General features: G+C 62.8%; 6 protein-coding genes. 3 read left to right on the forward strand and 3 right to left on the reverse strand.

What is annotated here, in order from left to right; all coding sequences use genetic code 11:
- Positions 1–1,169: 1,169 nt before the first annotated feature.
- Positions 1,170–2,030 (forward strand): TIR domain-containing protein, encoded by an 861-nt coding sequence (locus ACIQ7H_RS21420; protein WP_395795393.1) that lies wholly within the window; start codon positions 1,170–1,172, stop codon positions 2,028–2,030.
- A gap of 298 nt (positions 2,031–2,328) precedes the next feature.
- On the opposite strand, the gene ACIQ7H_RS21425 is transcribed toward ACIQ7H_RS21420, so the two are convergent.
- Positions 2,329–2,751: a transposase gene (locus tag ACIQ7H_RS21425; RefSeq protein WP_395795403.1), complete on the reverse strand. Its 423-nt coding sequence runs from the start codon at positions 2,749–2,751 to the stop codon at positions 2,329–2,331.
- A gap of 220 nt (positions 2,752–2,971) precedes the next feature.
- On the opposite strand from ACIQ7H_RS21425, the gene ACIQ7H_RS21430 reads away from it, so the two are divergent.
- A complete protein-coding gene (locus ACIQ7H_RS21430) occupies positions 2,972–3,352 on the forward strand; it encodes a toxin-antitoxin system YwqK family antitoxin (protein ID WP_395795395.1) in 381 nt (126 codons plus the stop codon).
- Between the two features lie 598 nt (positions 3,353–3,950).
- On the opposite strand, the gene ACIQ7H_RS21435 is transcribed toward ACIQ7H_RS21430, so the two are convergent.
- Together ACIQ7H_RS21435 and ACIQ7H_RS21440 are read right to left on the reverse strand one after the other, a co-directional pair.
- Positions 3,951–5,666: a proline--tRNA ligase gene (locus tag ACIQ7H_RS21435; protein ID WP_395795397.1), complete on the reverse strand. Its 1,716-nt coding sequence runs from the start codon at positions 5,664–5,666 to the stop codon at positions 3,951–3,953.
- Between the two features lie 79 nt (positions 5,667–5,745).
- Positions 5,746–6,246 (reverse strand): DUF4124 domain-containing protein, encoded by a 501-nt coding sequence (locus tag ACIQ7H_RS21440; RefSeq protein WP_395795399.1) that lies wholly within the window; start codon positions 6,244–6,246, stop codon positions 5,746–5,748.
- 154 nt (positions 6,247–6,400) lie between these two features.
- Here ACIQ7H_RS21440 and ACIQ7H_RS21445 point away from each other — a divergent pair.
- A partial coding sequence (locus ACIQ7H_RS21445; protein ID WP_395795401.1) for a CDP-alcohol phosphatidyltransferase family protein occupies positions 6,401–6,599 on the forward strand: 199 nt, incomplete at its 3' end.

A 6,599-nucleotide genomic window follows, 5' to 3' on the forward strand; every position in this document is an offset into this window, starting at 1 on the left:
GTTCAAGCTGCGGATCTGTCTCCACTTCGATGCCTGCCTTGCTCACTGAAACCTCCTCAAACCGCCCCACAATTGTTATCTATAAAAACCGAGAACAACTGTTGGGTAGGAGGTTGACACGTAGGGTGGCGGGTGCGGGACTTGAAGCGGGTTGCCGGTTGCGGATTGCAGTGGCTTGCCATGGGGCTCAATGCGGCTCGGGCGCGGACGGCCAGATTAGGCGACAGCGCGAGCGGAGCGGAACGGATCGGATCGGATCGGCGTAAGGTTTTGATTTGGTTAAGAAGTTTCATAGGGCGGGCGCTCAGGCGCGCGAGTTGTACTACAGATCAGACGTCACTTTGACGTCTACATTGAGTTAGACTCTGCGCGCTGGTGCGCCCGGGCGCGACCTGCACCACCTAACTTGAAGAGTGCCCCTTGCGCGTCAGCTGACGTTTGTCCGTTTTCCAGTGCTATCACAAGGATTCAACAATGAATCGCATCGCTTTTTGTTGCGTGGTGATCGGCGTTCTTGGAACTCAGTGCGTGTTGGCGGGTCCTGTCGAAGACTTGGCTGGCCGCATTGATGGGCGACAAGGCAGCGCCAGTGAAGATAGGCGCGGGGAGACCCGCGTTCTTGGGGTCAAGACGGATTGCCCCGGCGATACCCTCGAGGCAACCGTTCGAATTGTCGATGTGTCGGGGCAGTTGGATGGCGATACCGCGCGAATGACTGTCACCTACCAAGGTGAGTACACCCGACAGGGCTGGGGCGCTGGCTGTAACAGACTGCCCGGCCGAGAGACCGGGACCGTTTCGGGGAAGCTGAGTTTCAGCGTCACTGGTAAACCTTTTCAGCGACCCACGATTGTATGGGGACAGGCCTCAGAGCTCGGTCGCATTTCCACTGACGCGAACCACGACTCCAATGTCTTCGCGTTCCGGGCTGCCCAAGCCGCAGTAGCGTCCGCCTTCTAGCTCATAAGGCTTCCGAGTGGTGGGGCGCCGTGCATTTTGATTACGTTTCTCCGCGCGGCACCCCTTCTTCCGGGGCTGTATTGATCTGCTGTTCGAGCGGCCTAGTTGATTCTAACTATTCGCTCAAGCGGACCAACCAATCGCTTCGCGATTGATGTGGCCACTTAGCTCACGCGTTGGGCTGAAAAATCAATCCCTATGGTGCTCTGATGGCAAATAGAAGCAACAAAACCCGATCAGTCGAAGTCTTGCCATCCGTGACGCCCGAGCAGGGTCTGATTCTGATCGGAAAACTGGTTGATAAGGGCAATAATCTCCTGGGGTCACCGCCTGTCAAGGCTGATGACTACCAAGCTTGGTGCACCGTCGCACGAGACTACTTGACCAAAACTTTCGGTTCACTATCACCAAACCTTTCCGCTGTGATGGACATCGGGCGTTATGGGGCATTCCCGGTTAACGCAAGTGAGGCCTTTTGGGAGCGTCAGAGGGCTGCGAATCTACAGAAGCAATTGACTGTCCTCGAAGGATTGTCGGAAGTTCTGGATACCGAGATATCGCTTGATTCGCCGCCTGGGACGAGCACAAGAGTCAAGGTTTCAGAGCCCGGACACAGGCCAAATAGCAACCAGGCCTTTCTTGTCCACGGTCATGACACCGCCATACTGGAAGGGACCGCGCGCTTCCTTGAGAAGCTTGGCATCTCGCCGCTCATTCTCCATGAGCAGCCGGATCAAGGCCGAACAATCATTGAAAAGTTTGTTGATCACTCTGACGTTCCGTTTGCCGTTGTGCTGCTCACCGCAGATGATCGGGGTGGAACGATAGCCTCGAATGTTGACGACTATCGCCCCAGAGCACGTCAAAACGTCTTGTTTGAGCTCGGGTACTTTATCGGTCGACTTGGCCGGAATCGCGTGTGCGCCCTGTATCGGGAGGGCGTTGAGATCCCATCAGACTACTCAGGTGTTCTTTTTGTGCCACTCGATGAAGCCGGTGCATGGAAGTTTCGATTGGCTCGCGAGATGAAGGCAGCAGGGTTCGACATCGACATGAATCGCGCGCTCTGAGTTGTCCCCCCAACGTATGAGGATAGACCGCGCGCAGCCGCGATTTGATCCGGTGGTTGAACAAGCCCGGTGGCGGTCTTCGACCTTTGTTATGGAAAGAGATCCTCAGGCTCTGGCCGGTGCGATGCCGATTGCGATGCGGACGGGGTGACTTCACGGTCCTCAAGCCTCATTCCCGCGAGTGGGGCGGTGTTTCTCCCCGGCAACTCGACGACTTTCCCGTCTACCCCGCGCATTCGGCGCGAGTTGCTTCCACGCGCGTCACCGCGCGGTTTCGCTGCCTGCGTCGGCCGGTGATCTACACCGTGCCGTGAGCCTCTGCAGGCGTGGGCGTTTGGACGCTTTCGATGCAAGGCCGTGGCGGAGCGGCAGGCCGAATCCGCATCGGCTGCCCGCGGTTCCGACATAGCAGCGCTCTGCGTGATCGCGACGCGGCCGGTGGCAGCACGACACGCAGCATCAGTTGCACACGCTGCAGCAGAACGTTGCGTCGGTGATGCAGCAGGCCGTAGCTGCGACAGCACGGGAATCCGCGCGGCAGCACGTGCGCGAGCAGCAGCCACTGGAAGTCGGCGCCGGGCAGGCTGCGGGTGCGCAGTTCGGCGGTCATCGCGTCCGCGGTAGCGAAAGGGCAGGTTCTCGCCCCCAGCCGCCGCACAGTCCGCGCGTAGCGCGCGCGCGTGACCTCGCTCAAGCCTTGACGCCGCAGCGCGCGCTGCATTTCGGTGTGGAAGTCGGTCGACGAAGAGTTGGATGCGGGTTCGGATTGATCGGATGCGTTCACAGCGATACCCTCGCAGCGCAAAAACCGCCAGACGGCGCACGCACCGACCGGGTGCGCGAGTCGAGGGTGGATCAATCTGCCGCGTAGCGGCTTCGTTCAACAATTCGTCAAAGCCGAGGCCGCTTCGCGGCGCGGCTTAACTCAGGCGTTAGTCTCCATGTTGCAACGTGTAGTTCTCGCGTGGGCGATTCTTGCAACAACCCTGTTGATTGTGGTCGGTGTTGCCGCATTCAATGAGTTTGACCCGCAGCCAGGGCAACTTCGCTCCGAACTTGGGCCCGAGCTGGACTGCCATCCCGACCTAAGCGCTGAGGCTGGCGCCTACGACGCCGGTGATTGGCGAGGCTTCTACCGCTCCTGCGGACAACTGCATGGCGAGTTCCGCGTGTGGTCTGATCACGGACTGGCAATCGAGGGCAGGTATGAGAGCGGCAAGCGCCATGGGGCCTTCACCTTCTATCGCCCGGATGGCTCTGTCGATCGGATCATCCAATACAGCAAAGGTGAAGAAATCGGAGCCGCGTCCGATGAAGACTAACTGCAGGGTCCCGGACGAATACATCCTGCACAATCGGTCAGCGCTGCTGGTCGGACGCGAGGTCTTGCCGGGCCTTCTGACCGAGCTTTCCGCCACGAGGACTGCCCTCCGCAGCGCTTGCGCGCTTTCAGTACGGCGAAGAACCCGTGGATGAGCCCGACTCTCGCCCAGAACGCTTGCTTCACACGCTTCACCGCGACTCGGGACCGCCACTCTTCGCCATCGCGCATGCGGATCTGCGACACCTCCAGGAGACCGAGCGCGTCGAGGCGCGGCACAACGCGAGCCGTTCTCTTCTCGACGCACAACGGGCCTTCGACACCGTCCGCGCCGAAAGCCATGCACCCGACATCACCCCAGCCCTGCAGCTCCCAAGTTGTGCGTCCTCGCCTTGGCTTCGCGGCCCCGAGGCCGCTTGCGATGTCGCACCCGCCCAGAATCACTGACATGACATTCGCGGTGTTTGCGCGGGCTTCGCTTCGCACCCGGCGGACGCGTTGATCGCGCCCACGTCGATCGCGGGCACGCTGAAGACGCAGCGTAATGTCCGGGAACTGTCGACGGCCACGCCCCCCGCAAGGGCCCCATGCCTTGTTGCTCAAATCGCCGAGTCTGACTCGATCAAGCGCTCCATCAACGCAGCCTCATCCAGGTTCTCGCTTTCGCTGGCCCGGCGCGCGCGGTATTCGTAGGTGCCCGCGCTGAGCCCGCGCTCGGACACCACCACCCGGTGCGGGATGCCGATCAGTTCGATGTCGGAGAACATCACGCCGGGGCGCAGGCCGCGGTCGTCGAGGACGGCTTCGATGTCCTCGGTCAGCAGCTTCAAGTACAGGGCTTCGGCGGCTTCGGCGACCTTGGGGTCGTTCTTCGGGTTGATGATGCAGACGGCCACCTGGAACGGAGCCATCGGTTCCGGCCAGACGATGCCGTTGGCGTCGAAATTCTGCTCGATGGCGGCGGCGACGATGCGGCTGACGCCGATGCCGTAGCAGCCCATGTACATGGTGCGGGTCTTGCCCTGCTCGTCCAGCACCGTCGCGCTCATGGCCTCGGCGTATTTCTGGCCGAGCTGGAACACATGGCCGACTTCGATGCCGCGGGCCAGCTTGAGCTCGCCGCTGTCGTCCGGGGCACGGTCGCCAGCCACCACGCTGCGCACATCAGCCACGCGTGCGGGCTCGGGCAGGTCGCGGCCAAAATTCACTCCGCGCAGATGGAAGCCGTTTTCGTTGGCGCCGCAGACGAAATCGGCCAGCACCGCGACCTCGCGGTCGACAACGAGCTCGAACGGCTTCACGCCACCGATCGGGCCGAGAAAGCCGGGGTCGGCGCCCAGCGTGGCCTTGATTTCGGCCTCGGTGGCCAGCCGGTAATCGGCCAGGCCCGGTAGCTTGCTGAGCTTGATCTCATTCACGCTGTGATCGCCGCGCAGCAGCACCAGCACGAAGCCCTGCTCGCCGACCACGGCAACCGATTTGACCGTGCGCTGCAGGGGCAGACCCAGCAGCGCAGCGACGTCTTCGCAGGTTTTCTGGGTCGGCGTGCTGACCTTGCTCATCGCCTCAGTTGCAGCCGGGCGCGGCCCGGCCGGCGCCAGCGCTTCGGCTTTCTCCACATTTGCGGCGTAGTCGCTGCCGTCGGAGTAGGCGAGCAGATCCTCGCCAGCGTCCGCCAGCACGTGGAACTCCTGCGAGGCGTTACCGCCGATCGCGCCGGAATCGGCCATCACGGCGCGGAAGTTCAGGCCGAGACGGGTGAAGATCTGCTCGTAGGCACGGAACATGTTCCAGTACTCGCGCTCCAGGCACTCGGGAGTGACATGGAAGGAGTAGGCGTCCTTCATCAGGAACTCGCGCGCGCGCATCACGCCGAAGCGCGGGCGGATCTCGTCGCGGAACTTGGTCTGGATCTGGTAGTAGTTGCGCGGCAGCTGCTTGTAGCTCGACAGTTCAGCGCGAGCGTAGTCGGTGATGACTTCCTCGTGGGTCGGGCCGTAACAGTACTCGGCTTCCTTGCGGTCCTTGATCTTCAGCAGCTGGCCGCCGAATTTTTCCCAGCGGCCGGTCTCTTCCCACAGCTCGCGCGGCTGGATAGAGGGCATCAGCACTTCAACTGCACCGGCGCGGTTCATTTCCTCGCGCACCACGGCCTCAACCTTGCGCAGCACACGCAGGCCGATCGGCGTCCAGGTGTACAAACCGGCGCCCAGCTTGCGCACCATGCCGGCCCGCAGCATCAGCTGATGGCTGACGATCTCGGCGTCGGCCGGAGTTTCCTTGGCGGTGGTGATCGGGAAGTGCGACAGGCGCATGGGCTATCCGGCAGCAAGCGAGGGGGCGCCGATTGTAGCGGCAGCGCCGGCCGGACACACCCGCGGCTGCGGGCTCTGATCAGTTGCTGGGTTCGGTCTCGGGCGAGCAATGGGTGGTCTCGGCGGCCTCGTTCTCGGCGATCTGCTGATCGCGCTCGGCGGCATCCAGGGTGCGGGTGGTGTCACCGTCGCGCAGGCTGACGTAGTTGTTCTGGCGCAGCACCTGCAGGTTCTGGCGCGCCCGTGCACAGGCGACCTCGCGAGCCTGACGGCGCGCTTCCGCGGCGGCTTCGATGGCGCGCTGGCGAGCGACTTCGGCACGCTCGTCCGCGCTCATGTTGCTCTCGTCCACCGGCTCGGCGGGTTCGTCGGTCGCTGTGACCGCCTCCGCGGGCGTCACCGGCGGCGCTTTGCGAATCGTGACTTCTTCGGCCTCGGTACCCTCGGGCGGGCGCTCGCCGTAGTGGGTCACGCCGTTGGCATCCTTCCAGCGGTAAACCTCGGTGGCATCGGCGTTGGCCGCCAGCGAACACAGCAACAGCAGGGCAAACGGACGGACAAGGGCGGCGAGGTGGCTCATGGGAGGAATCCGCAGAATAGACAGGCGCCCTTGGTAGCACCCGCGCCCAGCCTTGACAAGGCGCAGCCGACGGACGAACCCGGCGGGCCGCTCAAGTACACTCTGGCGGTTCCGGCCGGCACTGCTGCCGCGCCCCGTCTTGCGAGCCCTGCCCATGACCGCCACCGAGCCCGGCCCCAGCGCCGACATCCAGCGCCCGCCGCCGCGGCGCAGCATCTATCTGCTGCCGAATCTGCTTACCACCGGCGGTCTGTTTGCAGGTTTCTACGCAATCATCGCCGCGAGCAATGGCGACTTCACCAACGCGGCCATTGCGGTTTTCATCGCCGGCCTGCTCGACGGCCTCGATGGCC

Source organism: Aquimonas sp. (genome assembly GCF_044377145.1).
In the GTDB taxonomy this organism is placed as follows: Bacteria; Pseudomonadota; Gammaproteobacteria; order Xanthomonadales; family Xanthomonadaceae; genus Aquimonas.

Excerpts from the sequence above, each read along its gene's own strand:
- ACIQ7H_RS21420 (WP_395795393.1), top strand. The coding sequence starts at position 1,170 with ATGGCAAATAGAAGCAACAAAACCCGATCAGTCGAAGTCTTGCCATCC.
- ACIQ7H_RS21425 (WP_395795403.1), bottom strand. The coding sequence starts at position 2,751 with ATGCAGCGCGCGCTGCGGCGTCAAGGCTTGAGCGAGGTCACGCGCGCG.
- ACIQ7H_RS21430 (WP_395795395.1), top strand. The coding sequence starts at position 2,972 with ATGTTGCAACGTGTAGTTCTCGCGTGGGCGATTCTTGCAACAACCCTG.
- ACIQ7H_RS21435 (WP_395795397.1), bottom strand. The coding sequence starts at position 5,666 with ATGCGCCTGTCGCACTTCCCGATCACCACCGCCAAGGAAACTCCGGCC.
- ACIQ7H_RS21440 (WP_395795399.1), bottom strand. The coding sequence starts at position 6,246 with ATGAGCCACCTCGCCGCCCTTGTCCGTCCGTTTGCCCTGCTGTTGCTG.